The organism is Arenibacter arenosicollis (assembly GCF_014397245.1).
In the GTDB taxonomy this organism is placed as follows: Bacteria; Bacteroidota; Bacteroidia; order Flavobacteriales; family Flavobacteriaceae; genus Arenibacter; species Arenibacter arenosicollis.
Map to the genome: position 1 here is coordinate 67,269 of NZ_JACLHY010000004.1, position 17,968 is coordinate 85,236.

Annotated in this window: 16 protein-coding genes and 1 riboswitch; of the genes, 1 reads left to right on the plus strand and 15 read right to left on the minus strand. The window is 40.5% G+C overall.

Translation table 11 applies throughout. The features are described 5' to 3' along the window. Positions 1 to 38 precede the first annotated feature (38 nt). Together H4O18_RS06215 and metF are read right to left on the minus strand one after the other, a co-directional pair. Positions 39 to 1,136: an acyloxyacyl hydrolase gene (locus H4O18_RS06215; protein ID WP_187582510.1), complete on the minus strand. Its 1,098-nt coding sequence runs from the start codon at positions 1,134 to 1,136 to the stop codon at positions 39 to 41. Between the two features lie 142 nt (positions 1,137 to 1,278). Next, on the minus strand, positions 1,279 to 2,232 hold the full coding sequence (metF, locus tag H4O18_RS06220) for a methylenetetrahydrofolate reductase [NAD(P)H] (protein WP_187582512.1): 954 nt from the start codon (positions 2,230 to 2,232) through the stop codon (positions 1,279 to 1,281). Between the two features lie 314 nt (positions 2,233 to 2,546). Here metF and H4O18_RS06225 point away from each other — a divergent pair, with 314 nt between their 5' ends. After that, positions 2,547 to 2,801 (plus strand): hypothetical protein, encoded by a 255-nt coding sequence (locus H4O18_RS06225; protein ID WP_187582514.1) that lies wholly within the window; start codon positions 2,547 to 2,549, stop codon positions 2,799 to 2,801. A 13-nt stretch (positions 2,802 to 2,814) separates the two neighbouring features. Here the strand turns inward: H4O18_RS06225 and metH are convergent, their stop codons facing one another. The 13 genes from metH to H4O18_RS22120 all read right to left on the minus strand — a co-directional run bounded on the left by metH (position 2,815) and on the right by H4O18_RS22120 (position 17,880). Beyond that, on the minus strand, positions 2,815 to 5,529 hold the full coding sequence (metH, locus tag H4O18_RS06230) for a methionine synthase (protein WP_187582516.1): 2,715 nt from the start codon (positions 5,527 to 5,529) through the stop codon (positions 2,815 to 2,817). Between the two features lie 44 nt (positions 5,530 to 5,573). Then, complete coding sequence (locus H4O18_RS06235) at positions 5,574 to 6,515, minus strand: pyridoxal-phosphate dependent enzyme (protein ID WP_187582518.1); 942 nt, start codon at positions 6,513 to 6,515, stop codon at positions 5,574 to 5,576. Continuing rightward, positions 6,512 to 7,525 (minus strand): homocysteine S-methyltransferase family protein, encoded by a 1,014-nt coding sequence (locus H4O18_RS06240; RefSeq protein ID WP_187582520.1) that lies wholly within the window; start codon positions 7,523 to 7,525, stop codon positions 6,512 to 6,514. Before H4O18_RS06240 ends, H4O18_RS06235 begins: the two co-directional genes overlap by 4 nt. 191 nt (positions 7,526 to 7,716) lie before the next feature. Beyond that, positions 7,717 to 7,870: riboswitch (SAM riboswitch) on the minus strand. 119 nt (positions 7,871 to 7,989) lie between these two features. Next, positions 7,990 to 9,054, minus strand: a complete 1,065-nt coding sequence (locus H4O18_RS06245) for an NAD(P)/FAD-dependent oxidoreductase (RefSeq protein ID WP_187582522.1) — start codon at positions 9,052 to 9,054, stop codon at positions 7,990 to 7,992. A 77-nt stretch (positions 9,055 to 9,131) separates the two neighbouring features. Next, the gene (gene cobA, locus H4O18_RS06250) at positions 9,132 to 9,965 is read right to left on the minus strand and encodes a uroporphyrinogen-III C-methyltransferase (protein WP_187582524.1); all 834 of its coding nucleotides are present in this window, start codon (positions 9,963 to 9,965) and stop codon (positions 9,132 to 9,134) included. A 2-nt stretch (positions 9,966 to 9,967) separates the two neighbouring features. After that, positions 9,968 to 12,058: a HEPN domain-containing protein gene (locus H4O18_RS06255; RefSeq protein WP_187582526.1), complete on the minus strand. Its 2,091-nt coding sequence runs from the start codon at positions 12,056 to 12,058 to the stop codon at positions 9,968 to 9,970. Positions 12,059 to 12,169: 111 nt separating this feature from the next. Further along, a complete protein-coding gene (locus tag H4O18_RS06260) occupies positions 12,170 to 13,417 on the minus strand; it encodes a sulfate adenylyltransferase subunit 1 (RefSeq protein ID WP_187582528.1) in 1,248 nt (415 codons plus the stop codon). 77 nt (positions 13,418 to 13,494) lie between these two features. Beyond that, the gene (gene cysD, locus H4O18_RS06265; protein ID WP_425489123.1) at positions 13,495 to 14,394 is read right to left on the minus strand and encodes a sulfate adenylyltransferase subunit CysD; all 900 of its coding nucleotides are present in this window, start codon (positions 14,392 to 14,394) and stop codon (positions 13,495 to 13,497) included. Between the two features lie 122 nt (positions 14,395 to 14,516). After that, entirely contained in the window at positions 14,517 to 15,140 is a 624-nt protein-coding gene (locus H4O18_RS06270; RefSeq protein WP_187582530.1) for a phosphoadenosine phosphosulfate reductase domain-containing protein, read from the minus strand. Between the two features lie 38 nt (positions 15,141 to 15,178). Further along, positions 15,179 to 15,448, minus strand: a complete 270-nt coding sequence (locus H4O18_RS06275; RefSeq protein ID WP_187582533.1) for a DUF2061 domain-containing protein — start codon at positions 15,446 to 15,448, stop codon at positions 15,179 to 15,181. Positions 15,449 to 15,672: 224 nt separating this feature from the next. Further along, positions 15,673 to 16,083: an RrF2 family transcriptional regulator gene (locus H4O18_RS06280; protein ID WP_187582535.1), complete on the minus strand. Its 411-nt coding sequence runs from the start codon at positions 16,081 to 16,083 to the stop codon at positions 15,673 to 15,675. Between the two features lie 93 nt (positions 16,084 to 16,176). Continuing rightward, positions 16,177 to 17,346 carry a trans-sulfuration enzyme family protein gene (locus H4O18_RS06285; RefSeq protein WP_187582537.1) on the minus strand — a complete coding sequence of 390 codons (1,170 nt, stop codon included), beginning with the start codon at positions 17,344 to 17,346 and terminating at the stop codon, positions 16,177 to 16,179. Between the two features lie 393 nt (positions 17,347 to 17,739). Then, positions 17,740 to 17,880, minus strand: a complete 141-nt coding sequence (locus tag H4O18_RS22120) for a GIY-YIG nuclease family protein (protein ID WP_343065420.1) — start codon at positions 17,878 to 17,880, stop codon at positions 17,740 to 17,742. Positions 17,881 to 17,968: the final 88 nt, after the last annotated feature.

The following is a 17,968-nucleotide window of genomic DNA, read 5'->3' on the forward strand; positions in this document are numbered from 1 at the left end:
ATGCAGACTAATCCGCATTTAAGTCAACTTCTGCTAGCTTATAGCCGTACCCCTACCCCAAATTCCACAGCTTCGGCCTTTGCTCCATGGGATTTTAAGGTTATAGCCCCGTAGACCTTGTCCGAAAAATATCGCTTAAGGCCAATTCTATTGTATACCTTGCCTTCAAAATCAAATGGATAATACACATAATACCCCAACTGTGCTATAATAGACATTTTATTGACAAAAAGTTCATGGCCCAAAAATAAGCCTACACGCTTATAGTCGTCATCCGGTTGCACTCCATATTCCGGAAATGCCACCGACTGATAGCGTATAAGTTCCTTTAAAAAGTTGGAAAAATACACATCTGCACCAAACTGCAGGGCACTTCTTCTGGTAAAGCGTTTATCTACATAAGCCGAAAAAATATAAAAAGCATATTGACCGGAATCCACCACATCACTTTCATTAATACCTGACCTAAAGGCCAGATTATACCGAATTGGCTCTGTAACCTTTAATTTTTCCGTCCGTATATATTGCCTTTCCGTACCACCATCCAAATCGTAGGTTAAACCCACATTTAAGGCCATAGTATTGGTAGAGGTATTTGGTGCCGTAACATTGGCATTGGAATAATGTATTAGGGAGATTCCGGCCTTTAGGCCCAAGCCTTTAAAAATATTCTCTTTTTGGTAGTTCAACATTAAATAGGTAGAACTCAAAAAATGTGAACCATAAGCGTTGTTCCTGAAATTCTCATTCTTGTCAAATGGGTTGGTGTTATAAGCCACCCCCTGTCCTAATCTGAATTGAAGATTCCTTTTAAAAAAATAGAAGTTGTAATGTGCGTAGAGCCCAAAATTCTCCCCCAAAGTACTACTGTTCATATTCTGATAAACGAATGAAAAACCGGTATCGGGGTAATTATACAACTGTTGCCATTCCTCGTCCCCATAGGTTTTCCTATTATATCCCAAAATAAATCCCCCGGGATGATTGGTAATCAAATGGGAAATATCAGGATTGTGCAAAAGCACGGAACCATAGTATTGGCTAATATCCAAGGTATATCTCTTGGTTTCTTGCGAGTTTTGTGAAAAGCAAAAAGCTGTCGACAGACAGCCTATAAGAAATAGCCTTAGTTTCATGGGGAGCAAATGTAATGAAAAATTAAAAATAGGGGTTTCTAAAACTTGGCAATACTTTATGGCAACACATGAACTCCTGAAATTAATTCAGAGTTGAACCTTGTCCTATCAATTTCCTAACCAATTTAACTGGAAGCAACCGTTAAAACAACTCTTTGGCAATAGCCTCAATATTATCGGATTTACCCATGGAGTAATAATGAAGCACGGGTACACCTGCCGCCTTCAGTTCCTTTGATTGTTGAATGGCCCACTCAATTCCCACCTGACGCACATCTGTGTTAGTATTGCAATCGTCTACAGCATCAATTAAATCTTGTGGTAGGTCAATCTTAAAAACCTGAGGCAATAATTGCAAATGCCGTTTTACGGCAATAGGCTTAATCCCCGGAATAATAGGTACATTGATACCCATATCCTTGGCTGCTTTTACAAATTCAAAATACTTCTGATTATCAAAAAACATTTGAGTTACCACATAATCGGCTCCCGCATCCACCTTTTCCTTTAATCGCTTCAAGTCTGTCATCAAGGAAGGGGCCTCTAGATGCTTTTCAGGATACCCCGCTACCCCAATACAAAAATCGGCACTATGCACCGTCTCCACCTTATCATGCAGATAATTTCCGTGATTTAAGGCGTAGATCTGTTTCACCAAATCCGTGGCATAAGCATGTCCTCCTTTGGTAGGGTTAAAATACTGCTCCTCTTTCCGGGCATCTCCACGAAGTGCCATCACATTTTCGATACCCAAATAATGACAATCAACAAGAACATACTCGGTTTCTTCCTTGGTAAATCCGCCACAAAGAACATGGGGAACGGTATCTACCCCGTATTTATGTTGAATGGAAGCGCAAATTCCTACCGTTCCCGGTCTCATACGCGTCAACTTTTTGTCCAGCAAGCCATCCCTGTCTATGTACACATATTCTTCCCTAGAAGTTGTAACATCAATGAATGGTGGTTTAAACTCCATTAAGGGATCTATATTGTCATACAATTCCTGAATGCTCCTACCCTTGACTGGCGGTATAATTTCGAAGGAGAATAAGGTCTTCCCCTCAGCTTTTTTTATGTGTTCTGTTACTTTCATGATTTCTCCCCCTACCTTTCCCTAATGAAAAGGACCTTTGTCAATTATTATATTTAATACCGTGCACAAATGTGCTATTCTTAATTCTATTCTTATATGGCAGCTCCCAATCACTCCTTTCAGTCGCTTTGGGACCGGGCTATCCACTTAATTTTATTATGTTTTTATGTTTAAAAACATAATAAAGATATCGATCCTATCCCTGCTGCAAAGGCTGTCGGTCTGGATAGCAATCAATGTTCCATTTCAATTCTGCATTTCATTTCGAAACCGAGACCGAGACCTACAAGGTTAAAAAAACCTTGTAGGTCCAAATGGCAAAATTAATCATCCGCAATATTATGCATCAAACCTCAGTAAGACCTACAAGGTTAAAAAAAACCTTGCAGGTCCAAATGGCAAAATTAATCATCCGCAATATTATGCATCAAACCTCAGCAAGACCTTCAAGGTTAAAAAAAAAACCTTGTAGGTCCAAAGGCAAAATTAATCATCCACAATATTATGCATCAAACCTTGGCAACACCTACAAGGTTAAAAAAACCGTGCAGGTCAAATTAACAACCTAGCAGGTCCCAGACCCTAATCATCTGCAATATTGGGCGACAACCATCTCGTGGCTTCCTCCACAGGCATCCCTTTCCGAGCTGCAAAGTCGGCCACCTGATCCTCCTTTATTTTGCCTACTCCAAAATACCGGGCTTCCTCGTTGCCAAAATAATATCCACTTACACTGGCTGCTGGCCACATGGCCAAGCTATCTGTCAATTCTACCCCGATCTTTTCCTTCACTTCCAATAATTCCCAAATGGTCAATTTCTCCAAATGGTCCGGACAGGCCGGGTATCCCGGTGCTGGCCTTATTCCTTTGTACGACTCTTTGATCAGCTCTTCATTGCTAAGCCCTTCATCGGCGGCATATCCCCAATGGTTGATCCGTACTTCCCTATGCAAATATTCTGCAAAAGCCTCTGCAAAACGATCTGCCAATGCCTTTACCATAATACTGTTGTAGTCGTCCAGATCTTTACGGTAACCCTCTGCCAATTCATCTGTTCCAAAGCCCGTGGATACGCAGAAACAACCTATATAATCTTGTAAACCGCTTTCTTTAGGGGCAATAAAATCTGACAAAGCAAAATTAGGTTTCCCCACATATTTTTTGGCCTGTTGCCTTAAAGTCCTAAAGGTAAATTCCTTTCCATTGTGTGTCAACAAAATATCATCGTCGTTTACCGAATTGGCAGGAAACAATCCAAATATAGCCTTTGCTTGGAAAAGCTTGCCATCCAAAATCTTTTTCAGCATTGCCTTGGCGTCATCAAAAAGCTCGGTCGCCTGTTTACCAACGACCTCATCTGACAAAATATCCGGGTACTTGCCATGTAATTCCCAACTTCTAAAGAAAGGGGACCAATCTATATACGGCTCCAATTCCCGAAAATCAAAATCTTCTATCATTTGAATTCCCAAGGTCTTAGGCTTCACTATTTCGGCCTTTGACCAATCCAATTGATATTTATTTTTTCTAGCCGCCTCAAGGGTCAAATATTCTTTATGTTTTCCCCTGTTCAGGAATTTTTGTCTAAAATCTGCATAGTCCAACTTAATGCTCTCCTTGTACTTTTGGGAAGCCTCCTTTTGCAATAGATCCCCTACTACGGTAACTGCCCTAGAAGCGTCGTTAACGTGTACCACGGCACTATTGTACTGCGGATCTATCTTAACGGCCGTATGGGCCTTACTGGTAGTAGCACCACCGATAAGCAAAGGAACCGTAAAATTTTGTCGCTCCATTTCTTTGGCCAAAAAGACCATCTCATCCAAGGAAGGGGTAATAAGTCCGCTAAGACCTATAATATCCACTTTTTCCTCCTTGGCAGCATTAATAATTTTCTCGGGAGGTACCATAACCCCCAAATCTATGATCTCGTAGTTGTTACAGGCAAGGACTACACTAACAATATTTTTTCCTATATCGTGCACGTCGCCTTTTACGGTGGCCATTAGAATTTTTCCGGCAGACGAGCTGCTTCCTTCCGGCTGGGGATTTTTAAGCTTCTCCTCCTCTATAAACGGTAACAGATAAGCCACTGCTTTTTTCATGACCCTGGCAGATTTTACCACTTGGGGCAAGAACATCTTACCACTTTGAAAAAGGTCACCCACCACGTTCATTCCGGTCATTAAATGTCCTTCAATTACCTCTATTGGGGCTTTTACACTTAAGCGTGCAGCTTCCACATCCTCTACCACGTATTGATCAATTCCCTTGACCAAGGCCCGGGTAATCCTATTTTGCAAAGGTTCCTCCCTCCAAGAAAGATCTACCTTATTTTCCTTCTCCTTCCCAATTACGGTTTCTGCAAATTCCAATAAGCGTTCAGTGGCGTCTTCCCTTCGGTTAAGGATTACATCCTCTACGCGCTCCAAAAGGTCTTTTGGAATATCATCATAGACTTCCAACATACTTGGGTTAACAATTCCAATATTCATACCCGCTTTTATGGCGTGATACAGAAATACCGAATGCATGGCCTCCCTTACCGGGTTATTGCCCCTGAAGCTAAAGGATACATTACTAACCCCTCCACTTACACTACAAAAAGGTAAATTTTCCTTCACCCAAGCAGTGGCCTTTATAAAATCGAGCGCATTTAACTTATGCTCGTCCATTCCCGTGGCTACGGGAAAGATGTTTAAATCAAAAATAATATCCTCTGGTGGAAACCCTACTTTATTTACCAAAATATCATAGGAACGTTTGGTGATTTCCAGTCGCCTCTCATAATTATCGGCCTGCCCTACCTCATCAAAAGCCATAACAATTACCGCAGCACCGTATCGCCTAATTAATTTGGCGTGCTTAATAAACTCTTCTTCCCCTTCTTTGAGACTTATTGAATTTACTACACATTTTCCTTGCACTACCTGCAGACCTGCCTCTATAATATCCCATTTGGAGCTATCGATCATGATAGGGACCCGAGCAATATCCGGTTCGGCCACAATAAGGTTCAAGAACTTTACCATTACCTCTTTGCCATCGATAAGGCCATCATCCATGTTAACATCAATGATCTGAGCTCCACCCTCTACCTGTTCGCGGGCAATATCCAAAGCTTCTTCAAACTTCTCCTCCTTGATCAGTCGCAGGAACTTTTTGGAACCCGCCACATTGGTGCGTTCTCCCACATTTACGAAATTGCTTTCTGGGGTTATCACCAAAGGTTCCAATCCGGAAAGTTTTAAAAACCGTTTTGTACTATGTTGTTCCTTATCCTTAGTATTGCTCATTATTTATGTATTGACCTCAAAATTAAAAACACGATCTCGCGTCCTTAAAATGGCAAATTTGATAGTTCCACATTACCTCCAGAGAGGATGATTCCTATTTTTTTATTCCTAAACTTTTCTTTTTCTTTCAACAAGGCCGCAAACGGCACTGCACTGGATGGTTCTATTACCAGTTTCATCCGCTCCCAAATTAATTTCATGGCATCGATGATCTCCTTTTCCTCCACCCTAATAATATCAGAAACCAATGCGATGATAATTGGGAAATTTTTATCCCCCAAGTTTGTCTTTAGTCCGTCCGCGATAGTATCTGACGATATATTATACTTTATTTTTCCACTCTTCAAAGCTCTATAGGCGTCATCCACTTCCATTGGCTCACCCCCGACAACTGCGCAATTGGTCCCAAAATAGTGGGCCGCCAAGGCCGTACCAGCTATGAGTCCGCCACCACCTACTGGAGTCATAATGAACTCCAAATCGGGCTGGTCCTTTAATAATTCCAAGGCCGCGGTACCTTGACCTAAAATTACATTGAGGTCATTGGACGGGTGTAAAAAAACCGCTCCCTTTTCCTCAACAATGGTTGCCGCAGATTTTTCCCTGGCTTCCAATGTAGGTTCCGAGATCGTAACCACTCCACCATAGGCCTTCACTGCTTCAATCTTTACAGATGGGGCACTGGATGGCATTACTATATATGCCTTTACCCCCAAATTCTTTGCTGCCAAGGCCAAGGCCTGACCAAAATTTCCAGAGGAATGGGTTACCACTCCTGCCTTTTTCTGAGCCTCACTTAATTGCTGAATGGCGTTGATAGCTCCCCGCATTTTAAAAGCACCCATTTTTTGAAGATTCTCACATTTAAAGAAAACCTCCGCTCCAGATAATTCGTTCAATAAACGGGAGGAGAGCACCGGTGTTCTATGAACAAAGGGGGCTACTCTATTTCCTGCTTCAAGAACAATTTGTCTAGAAGGTATCATATGTTATGCGTTTCCAGGGTATTTAGGGTTCTAGGGGAATAGTTCTTAACAATATCGGCCATTGCTTTTATATGTTCAGGAGTGGTCCCGCAACATCCACCCACAATATTCACTAAACTCTTTTCCGCATATTCCTTGATCTGCATTGCCATCTCCTCCGGAGTTTCATCATATTCCCCAAAGGCATTTGGTAATCCCGCATTTGGATGCGCAGATACGGCATGCTCGGTCTTGGCTGATAGCACCTCTAAATGAGGCACCAACTGACTAGCTCCAAGGGCGCAGTTGAATCCTACTGACAAAATGGGTATATGGCTTATGGATATTAGGAATGCCTCGGCCGTTTGCCCCGATAGGGTTCTACCGGAAGCATCCGTTATAGTACCACTTATCATAATTGGTACGTCTATATTTCGTTCTTCCTTTACCTCTTCAATAGCAAATAAGGCGGCCTTTGCATTTAAAGTATCAAAAACCGTCTCTACCAATAAAATATCCGCTCCTCCGTCCAAAAGTGCCTCCACCTGTTGTTTGTAGGCTACGCGCAGTTCATCAAAAGAAACCCCTCTAAAGCCGGGATCATTCACATCTGGCGACATACTGGCAGTTTTATTCGTAGGCCCAATACTCCCAGCCACAAACCGTGGCTTATCAGGTTCGCGGGCCGTAAACTCTTCCGCTACTGCCTTGGCTATTTTGGCCGATTCATAATTTAGTTCGTAAACCAAATCTTCCATATGGTAGTCCGCCATTGCAATGGTGGTACTGGAAAATGTATTTGTTTCAACAATATCCGCACCAGCAGCAAAATACAGGCGGTGTACTTCAGCAATAGCCTCGGGCTGGGTGAGGGATAAAAGATCGTTATTTCCCTGTAAAGGGTGTTCCCATTCCTTAAATCGTTCTCCCCTAAAGTCCTCTTCAGTGTATTTATGTCGCTGTAACATGGTGCCCATAGCGCCATCCAACACCAAAATTCTTTCCTTTAGTACGTCTTGAATCTTCTTCATATTACTTTTCAAAAATGTTTGCTCCCTTATGGGTCAAAACCAAGATGCTATTATATGATGTCCCAAATTACTTGGGAAACACAAAATTATAAAAATGACACCCGAAAACAATGGATTACCCCCTAGTTATCGGTATCAAAAAAAATAAATAAAATCAAGTAAGGAAAAGTTTTAGACCAGCGTCTTTCTTTATGTTATCTATTCCCATATAAAATTCCATGTAAATAGAATAAAAACAGGATTAGAATGTAGCACCTTCTTTATTCTTCCCGATAGTTGTCGAAAATGAAAAAAGGGTTGCTAAGGCTTCACCGGGTCTAGTCCCTCCGCCTTTCTTGATAACGTTTCAATGTATTAATGAACGGGTTGCAAAGTAACGCAACAGTGCCTTTAAAAGCAAGGAATCAACTCTTTATTTTAATTAAACCTGTCAGGCTTAACCACCTGACAGGTTTCAATGGCGGTTATGCCAAAATACTTTGAACTACTTCTTTTTTAGCTTCCTTCTTGCTACCGTCAAATCCTTCTACCCCACCTACAGTGGTATATTTCATTACATAACGCTTTCCAGGATTGATCAACTGGTAAGCACTCTGACACATAACGGCCGCTTCATGGAAGCCGGACAATATTAATTTAAGCTTTCCAGGATAAGTGTTTACATCGCCGATGGCATAAACTCCTGGAATATTGGTTTGATAATCGTAGGCGTTGTTCACCTTGATGGCATTTTTTTCAATTTCAAACCCCCAATCACCAATAGGTCCCAATTTTGGAGAAAGTCCGAAAAGTGGAATAAAATTATCCGCTTCCACATAGGTTTCACCTTTTGCTTCATCATTATGTTTTACCACAACGGCTTCCAAATTATCGTCTCCGTATAATTTAACCACCTCAGCTTCGGTATATAATTTAATTTTACCAAGTTTGGCCAAGTCAGCTGCTTTTTCTACAGAATCCAAAGCACCCCTAAATTCATTTCTTCTGTGTACCAAAGACACTTCCGCAGCTACATCCGAAAGGAATATTGCCCAATCCAACGCAGAATCCCCACCTCCGGAGATAACCACCTTTTTATCCCTATACACTTCAGGGTCTTTAATGATATATGCTACACCCTTATCCTCAAAATCCACCAAATTGGGAATCAAGGGTTTTCTTGGTTCAAAAGACCCCAATCCGCCAGCAATAACCACCACAGGCGCCTGATGTTTTGTTCCTTTATTTGTGGTTACCACAAATGAACCGTCATCCAACTTATCCAGTGTCTGTGCTCTTTCACCCAAAGTAAACCCAGGCTCAAATGGTTGAATTTGTTGCATCAGATTTTTTACCAAATCACCGGCAAGAATTTCCGGGAATGCTGGAATATCATAAATAGGTTTCTTAGGATAAATTTCAGAACACTGACCCCCAGGTTGAGGCAATGCATCTATAAGATGCGTCTTCAATTTCAATAATCCCGCTTCAAAAACCGTGAACAACCCTGTTGGACCTGCTCCAATTATAAGTATATCTGTCTTTATCATACTACTTTGATTAATTCCTAATTAATTGCGACACCTATTTAGGCCTAAACCCAATTAGTTGAATGTCTCTCCTTTATTTACTGTGCCACTTGGTGGCTATTTAATATTTCGGTATAATTCAATATTGCGGACCGGTGGTTTACCACCTCCCCGATAATAATAATCGCAGGGTTGCTCAATTGCTCTTTAGCTACCAGATTCTCAATTGAACCTATAGTCCCAACACCTACCTTTTCATCTTCACGTGTGCCATTTTGAATAATGGCGATGGGTGTTTCAGATTTTCCCTCGCTCTTAAATAACCCAACAATCTCAGAAAGTTTGCTCATCCCCATCAGTATTACAATAGTAGCATTTGATTTTGCTGCCAAAGCTACATCCGTGGATAATTTATGATCCTTTGTTGTACCCGTAATTACCCAAAAACTTTCGGCAGCACCCCTTTTGGTGACGGGAATGTTTTGGGAAGCAGGTACGGCCACCGATGAGGATATCCCTGGTACCATGGCTACTTTTATGCCTTTACTGGCGGCGAATTCCATTTCTTCCGCCCCTCTACCAAAAACAAAGGGATCACCTCCTTTTAATCTTACAACGTGGCCGTGGGTTTTGGCCCTACTAACTATAAGATCATTTATCTGTTCCTGCTGATAGGCATAGCATCCTTTCCTTTTTCCCACAAATATATGTTCGGCATTAGGAGCATAATTCAATAGGGAAACATCCACAAGGGCATCGTACAATACCACGTCGGCCGCCTGTAAGGCCTTTACTGCCTTTAGCGTTATTAATTCCACATCGCCAGGTCCAGCACCCACAACGGTCAACTGTCCAAGCTTATCAGCTTCCCCATTTGACCTAAGGTCCGCCAGCGTGGTATTAACATGAATATTATCTTCCTTGCCGATCATTACTATGCGTTTGTCAATTCTAATTTCCTATAAGCTTCCACATTGCCCAAAAATTCTTCGGCATCTTTCAAATACGCTTTTGCAAAGGCTTCTGTTGGTGCATTCTGATTTAATTGAAGTACCATTTTCTCAAATCCTTGCTCCAATTTGAATTTCCCCGTGGCCACAAACAACTTATCAAAATCCTTAATGATACTGATATGTGTATTTACCTTGGTATTTTCAGCTGTCAATAAAGCCTTGGCCGTATTAACCATTGATGAATAGGAATGATAGATACTGGCTGCCCATTTTTCTTCTTCCAAATTCAATTTTGCAGTTTCAATCTTTTCCTCACTGTCAAACAACAAAGTGGCTATCAAATCTATTACTACCCCTGCACATTCTCCAATACCAATGGCTTGTTCATATTTTTCAGAAGTACCCCAATCAATAAAATCGGATGCTTCCAAGTTATCCACATCTGACAAGGGCTTTAGAAAGTCATAAAAGTACATTTGACCTTTTTCCTCATAATAGTCCACAAAGGATTTCCCGTTGCCGTTGGCATCATAATCGTTTAAAATAAACCTTAATGCCTCAGGACCCCTTTTACTAGGTATCTTAATTACCTTATCTGCAAATCGGCCGTTTCCATTTCCTAAATTACCACCTCCCAAAAGCACTTGAAGCGCTGGAGCCACCAATTTATTCTTTGTTCTAACAGACATACCCTGGAAACCAATATTGGCCATATTGTGCTGGCCACAGGCATTCATACATCCACTAATCTTAATAACCACGTCCGTATTATTGATATAATGGGGGTATTCCGCCTTAATTACCCTTTCCAATTCATCCGCTATCCCAGTACTACTGGCAATTCCCAAATTACAGGTATCGGTTCCTGGACAAGCGGTAATATCCAAGGCAGTATTGTATCCAATCTCTGCGAAGCCCAATTTTTCCAATTCTTGATAGAAAAAAGGTACCAGCGATTCCTTAACATAAGGAATCAAGATATTCTGACGCAGACTCAATCTAATTTCACCTGCAGCATATTTTTCTACTAGATCTGCCAATTGTCTGGCTTTTTCTATATAAAAATCACCCAATAAAACCTTTACCCCAATAGCAACATATCCCTGTTGTTTTTGAGGAACCAAGTTGGTAGCCTTCCATTTATCAAAGGCTTTCTGGTCTTTAATAGTTACTTCAGGAGCAATATTCTCTGCAATATTCACACTTGGATAGGCATCCGCATCTATTTCGTAAGTCTGGACAGGTATTGCCAATTGCTCTTCTTCCAACAATTGCTTAAATCCGTCCAAGCCAATATCCTTCAACAAGAATTTCATTCTTGCTTTTGCCCTACTTTTTCTTTCCCCAAAACGGTCAAAAACACGAACTACTCCTTCCATTAAAGGGATGATCTTGTCTGTAGGTAAAAAAGAATAAATTTCATCTGCATGTCTAGGCTGTGAGCCCAATCCACCACCCAAAAGCACTTTAAATCCTCTTACACCATTCTCTATCTTAGCAATAAAGCCAAGATCGTGCATGTATGAAAGACCCGTATCCTCATCTGAGGAAGAAAAGGAAACTTTAAACTTCCTCCCCATTTCCTGACTTATTGGGTTTCTTAAAAAATATTGAAACAAGGCATGTGCATAAGGGGAAACATCGAATGGTTCGTTTACATCTATTCCAGCAGTTTCGCTGGCCGTTACGTTCCTCACTGTATTTCCACAGGCTTCCCTGATCGTAATATCATCCTGCTCCAACTGTGCCCATAATTCAGGTGTACGGTTAATATCCACATAATGAATCTGAATATCCTGACGGGTAGTAATATGAAGTCGACCCGTAGAGTATTCTTCGGAAACGTCACATATCCTTCTTAACTGCTGAGAGCTAACTTTCCCATAGGGCAATTTTATACGAATCATTTGGACACCAGGTTGTCTTTGACCATAAATTCCCCTAGCCAATCTTAGACTACGGAATTTCTCCTCATCCAAACTACCGCCTTGAAATTCACGGATCTTAGCTTCCAATGCTATGATATCCTGTTCTACAACCGGGTTTTCCACTTCTGTTCTGAAAGTCCGCATGCTACTTTTATTTTTTATTCAAAATGATTATTAATTTTTAAAAACCTTTATCCCATAGGGATAATAGATTAAACTGACAACGACACCATACCCTAGGGCACGGAAGGAGGTTTAGTTTATAAACCCGACCCCAGCTGTTGTATTGGACTGATTATCTATTAAGATAAAAGAGCCATTGGTACGGTGATTCTTGAATGAATCGTAAAAAATTGGCTTATTCAATCTAAAGGTAACCTGTGCTATATCGTTCATTCCCAAGGCAGTAATAGTCGTATCGATACCTGAGTAATCCGGATTAATTTTATGGTGAATGTTCTCCACCTTGGCCAAAACCTTATTCACTCCGTGTTGCACAACATATTTGCTTCCCACAGTTAAATTTTGTGAATCCATCCATGAAACCGTAGCTGTAAATTGCTTATCTATTGTTGGCAAGTCACCTACTTTTACCAACATATCTCCCCTGCTTACATTGATCTCATCTTCCAAGGTAATGGTTACGGAAGAACGTCTTGTTGCAGTTTTATATTTCTTGTCGTAGAAATAGATTTCCTTGATTTTGGATTTGGTCATGGATGGCAAGACCACTACTTCATCACCTACACTCAGCTCACCTCCATATACTTTTCCAGCAAATCCTCTAAAATCATGGAATTCTTCTGTTTTGGGACGTATCACATATTGAACCGGAAATCTTGGGGTACCTACATTGTAAATATCCTTTCTATCCAATTCCTCAAAATGTTCCAAAAGAGTTTGCCCTTTGTACCACGCCATTTTCTCTGACCTGTTTACCACGTTGTCACCCTTAAGCGCACTTACGGGAATAAAGGTAATTTTCTGGTCCTGGTAATCGCGCTTACTCATCAGCTCCTCAAAATCGGCTTTGATCTCATTGTATCTTTCCTCTGAGTAATCAACCAAGTCCATTTTATTTATGGCAACAATAACATCTTTTATCCTCAATAAGTTATTGATAAAAAAGTGTCTGTTGGTCTGCTCTATCACTCCTTTTCGAGCGTCGATCAAAATAATGGCCGCTTGCGAAGTAGACGCACCAGTAACCATGTTACGGGTATATTCCACGTGACCAGGGGTATCCGCAATGATATAACTCTTATTGGGCGTTGAGAAATAGATATGAGCTACATCTATAGTAATTCCCTGTTCCCTTTCCGCTACCAAACCATCTGTAGCCAAGGAGAAATCCAGATAATCATATCCTTTCTGCTTGCTGGTCTTTTCTATGGCCTCCAACTTATCGTCAGTCAGGGATTTGGTATCATAAAGCAATCTTCCGATCAAGGTACTTTTACCGTCATCTACACTTCCTGCTGTTGCTATTTTTAGTACTTCCATTTCTTTTGTGTTTTGTATTTGACATTGAGATTTCGTTGACAATTTTTACAAGTGCCAACACACTTCAAATGCCGACTTTAAAAGTATCCTTGTTGTTTTCTTTTCTCCATTGCGGCTTCGGAACGTTTATCATCTATTCTAGCTCCTCTTTCCGAAATCTTGGACTCCCTAATTTCGCCTACTACCTTTTCAATGGTATCTGCGTGGGACAATACCGCCGAAGTACAACTCATATCTCCAACAGTTCTAAAACGAACCATGCGCTCTTCCACTTTTTCATCCTCAGCACGGAAGACAACATCATCTTCTGCCGACCATATAAATCCGTCCCTTAGGAAAATCTTTCTTTTATGCGCAAAATAGATGGAAGGTATTTCTATGTCCTCTTTTTGGATATAGCTCCAAACATCCAATTCTGTCCAGTTACTTATTGGAAAAACCCTTACGTTCTGACCCAATTCTATCTGACCGTTCAACATATCAAACAACTCTGGGCGTTGGTTCTTCTCATCCCACTGACCAAAATCGTCACGAACCGAAAAGATGCGTTCTTTGGCACGGGCCTTTTCTTCATCCCTTCTGGCTCCACCAATACAGGCATCGAACTTAAATTCCTCAATGGCATCCAACAAGGTTGTAGTCTGCAACATATTCCTACTGGAGTATTTACCAGTTTCCTCTACCACTTTTCCTTGGTCTATGGAATCCTGTACGTTACGAACAATCAATTCCACTCCTAATTCCTTAACCAACTTATCCCTAAAGGCGATGGTTTCCGGAAAATTATGCCCAGTATCAATATGCATTAAAGGGAACGGTATTTTAGCAGGAAAAAAGGCTTTTTGCGCCAATCTCACCAAGGTTATGGAGTCTTTACCACCCGAAAAAAGCAACACTGGCTTTTCAAACTGTGCCGCAACTTCCCTTAAAATATAAATTGCTTCGTTCTCCAAAGCATTATTGTTCAATACTTCCAATTCATTCGATCCGCTCACGTCTACTAGTGTTTCCAATTCTGATTCTACAATGCTCACAATAATTCTTTATTTAATTGGTTTTCCTTCAAAAGAAGCATTCACCAATTGTTAATATTCTTTTCTTAGGTATGCAGTCCACATTCCCGGTTTTCCAAAACCTTGGTGGGATCAAAGTACTTATGCTCATTAGGCAAATTCCTATCCTTAAGGTAAGCATCCAATTGACTATCACTATAATGATAGAATGGACTCACCTTCAAAACCCCATCGCGACTTAAACTTAAGATATCCAAAGAATCCCTTAATGCTGTCTGCCCTTGCCTAAGATTGGTAAACCATACATCTGGCTTATGCTCCTCCATAGCCCTTCTAAAGGGTTCCAATTTTACCTGTTCTGTAAAAAGCTGATGTCTGGGATCATCTATACCCGGAATTCCCATGACAGCATCCCTATGAGAGGAAGTTTGTTTGGGAACATATAATTTTACATTTAAATGCAACCTCGCAATAAGCTCTTCTGCATGTTTATATGTATTGGGCGTATTATAACCCGTATCGCACCAAACCACAGGAATTTTAGGAGCAACATCGGTTACTGCATGCAAAATAGCCACTTCATAAGGCCTGAAATTTGTAGTTACCAACGGATTCTCGGCATATTGAATAGCCCAGGAAATTATTTCCTCCGGTGGTATACCCTTAAATTGTTGATTTAGTTTATGTATTTCCTGCTCTGTAAATGCCATTGTCTCTGATTCTTTAAATTCTTTGGATTCTATTTCCTCTACCTTCCCCAATTAATCTTATTCCATATCCTTTCATGAAAGAAATACAATATCATCTTGGTAAACAACTCTACAACCCCGATAGAAAATGCAACGGACAAAGTCCCGGTAACGATCCAAGAAATTAAGATAGTATCCAAGGTTCCAATAATTCTCCAACTAATAGATTTAGCAATACTCCTTTTAGGGTTTTCGGTACGCTTATCAGCCTTATAGCTTTTAGTTGCAGTACTTGTATTATTATTTGCAATTAATTGTTCAGCAATCATATGACAAAAAAACTTAAATTTATTACCCTATCGATTTAATAGAGTAAGCAAAAATAGAAATATTTTTTAGAACACAATAGAAAAAGTTATATAAAATTAAACTTACCCTATAAATTTAGTAGATTAATAAAAAATACGCTTAATATTTGAAGATTATCAATGTTTTATTGCGTAATTACCATGCAAGATTTACAAATATAAACCCCTAATCTGGTAGATTTACCCTATGGCACAAGGTCTGCAAGCGTGTTGTTCCTAAAAACCTCCAAGGTGCTATCCCTAACCTGTAACATTAATTTATGAACGGAACAGCTTGCCTCATCCGGGCAGTCCTCACATTTTTCATAGAAGTTTAAGCTTACACATGGCACCATGGCTATAGGACCTTCCAAAACCCTCATGACAGTGGTCATGGGTATATCTTTTGGTTCTTTTATAAGGTAATATCCCCCGCCCTTTCCTTTTTTGGAACCTAGTAGGCCCGTTTTTCGCAAGGTGAGAAGAATACTCTCAAGAAATTTTTGGGAAATATTCTCATGCTTGGCTATTTCAGAAATTTGAACAGGAGCACGCCCTTTTTGAGACGCCAAGAAGGTCAGTGCCTTTAATCCGTATTTGGTCTTTTTGGAAAGCATGCAGCGAAGATAAGGAAAATTAACATTCCCAATTGGACCTAACCTTATTTTACAAAAACAGTTTAGTCCATTGGAAAACCTTCACAATAGAGCCTAGTCCAATGCTTGTGCAATATCCGCAATAATATCATCTATATGCTCCAAGCCAACCGACACCCTGACCATCCCATCTGTAATGCCAGATGCCAATCTTTCCTCGATAGACAATTTACTATGCGTTGTAGAGGCGGGATGTGTAACTATACTTCTGGAATCCCCTAAATTAGCGGACAAGGACAACATTTTTATAGCATTGAAGAATTTTTGTCCGGCTTCAACGCCTCCCTTTACTTCAAAAGCTACCACGCAGCCCCCTGCTTTCATCTGTTTCTTGGCCACTTCATATTTAGGATGTGATTTTAAAAATGGGTATTTCACCCAATTGACCTTCGAGTGTCCTTCCAAGTATTCGGCCAATTTTAGGGCATTGTCACAATGTTTATCCACTCGTAGAGCTAAAGTTTCCAAGCTCTTGGATAGTACCCATGCATTAAAAGGCGATAGGGACGGGCCAGTAATCCTGGAAAAGCGATACACCTTGTCTATTAAGGCTTTGCTCCCCACTGTAATACCTGCCAACACCCTACCTTGCCCGTCCATTAATTTGGTTCCGGAATGGATTACCAAATCGGCCCCAAACTTGATAGGCTGCTGTAAATAAGGCGAAGCAAAACAATTATCTATGATAAATATTAAGTTATGCTTCTTGGCAAATTTGCCCAATTCTTCCAAGTCCAACACATCCACTCCCGGATTGGTAGGAGTTTCCGCATAGATAATTTTGGTGTTCGGAGTTACCAATTCTTCCAGTTTATCCAGTTCATCTATTTTAAAATAGCTGGTAGAAACATTCCATTTAGGAAAGAACTGAGTGAACAAACTATGGGTGGATCCAAAAATACTTCTAGCGGAAATAATATGATCTCCACTTTCCAATAAGGCTGCAAAAGTGGAAAACACGGCCGCCATACCCGATGCAAAGGCAAAACCATCCTCGGCACCTTCCATCTTGCATACCTTTTCAATAAACTCGGAGGAATTGGGATTGCTATACCTAGAATAAATATTACGGTCCTTTTCTTCGGCAAAAGAAGCGCGCATATCCTCTGCATCCTCAAAAATAAAACTCGAGGTTAAATAAAGGGGTGTTGAATGCTCCAAAAATTGGGTACGTTCTGTCTGAGTGCGTATCGCTTCCGTTTCAAATTTAAAATTCTTCTTCATTATTTCTAATCTATCTAATTCTAATGGTATCCAGTGCAAAGGATAAGCTTTTATTTAATATATCGGGTACTATCAATCTCCGACTATCCCCAGTGGCTGAGCGGAGTCGAAGCCTCATCCAAATTCTTTCATTCTCAAATATGACCAATTTCGACTACGCTCAATCTCCGGCATTCCAAGGTGGTTGAGCGGAGCCGAAGCCACCAATCGATTATGATTTAATCTTCTCTTCAATATAATGTTTAAAGTGGGTTTCATTTTTACATTCGGCAAGGCCATTTAATTTAGCCAAATCCCCATTTATCAACACCTCCTTTTTATTACGACTCCAACCCTGGATTTGCTTTTCTCGATAAAATGCCTTATCAATTCTATCATACTCCTCTACATACATCAATTTAACAGGAAGCCTCTTTTTTGTATGGTTGGCCCCCTACCTTCGTTGTGCTCCATTAACCTCTTGTCCAAATCCACCGTACTACCACAATAATAACTTCCATCAGAGCATTCCAATATATACAAGAAACCTTTCACCTTATATAAAATTAAAACCGTTATATCAGAAATACCTATAATTTCGATTTCGACTACGCTCAATCCCCGACATTACCTGATGGCAAAG